Consider the following 790-nt stretch of genomic DNA (forward strand, 5'->3'; position numbering starts at 1 on the left):
GCGCCCGACGCGCGCCGGTTCGACACGGGCACGCCGTCGCTGCTGCCGTTCGTGGCATCGAAGCCGGGCTTCGACTGGCTGCTTTCGCAGCCGCCGGGCAAGCTGCGCGCCCACAACCTTTCGTTGTGCCATCAACTTGTCGAAATCACTGGCGGTCTCGGCTACGCGCTGTTGTCGCCACGCGACGACGCATCTCGCGGTGGCAGTGTCATGGTGCAGACGCCCGAACATCTGGATCCTCAGGAGGTCGTGGCGAAGCTCGCTTCGCAGCATATCCTGGTCGACTCGCGCGGCCGCACGTTGCGGCTTTCGCCTGGTGCGTGCACGACGGTGGCGGGCATCGAACGTCTCGCTGCGCGGCTGCCGCGATGAAAGCGAAGGCGCCGCATGTGGTGCGGTCAAATGCGCCGCGCGCAGAAGGCGTGTCGTGCGTCCTGACGGGGCCGCCCCGGATGCCAGTTGCTGCACCGCTGCATTTGTGAAACCCCGCTCTTCAGCTCAGGATCATGATCATGACCAGTCCATCGTTTCTTCCCGCTCCGCTGACCGGTATTCGCGGCTTTCTCGTCCCGATGTCGTGTACCGATCTGGCCGCGACGACGCAGTTCTTTATCGAACGTCTCGGCTTCCGCATCGATGCCATTTTTCCCGCTGACAGTCCTCGTACTGCGATCCTGTCGGGCTGCAATATCAGGTTGCGCCTCGGTGTAGGCCTCGTCGGTGGGGTGGCGAAGCTCGACGTGCTGTGCGACGACGAGTTTCAACTCGGCGACGATACGCGAACACTGAC

Annotated in this window: 2 pseudogenes; both read left to right on the top strand. The window is 63.9% G+C overall.

Annotated elements, in window-relative coordinates:
- Positions 1-372: pseudogene (locus AB3X98_RS42020) on the top strand (aminotransferase V); the annotation flags it as partial.
- Between the two features lie 140 nt (positions 373-512).
- Positions 513-790 (top strand): annotated as a pseudogene (locus tag AB3X98_RS42025) (cupin); the annotation flags it as partial.

Source organism: Paraburkholderia sp. BR14312, from assembly GCF_040948675.1.
Lineage (GTDB): Bacteria > Pseudomonadota > Gammaproteobacteria > Burkholderiales > Burkholderiaceae > Paraburkholderia > Paraburkholderia nodosa_A.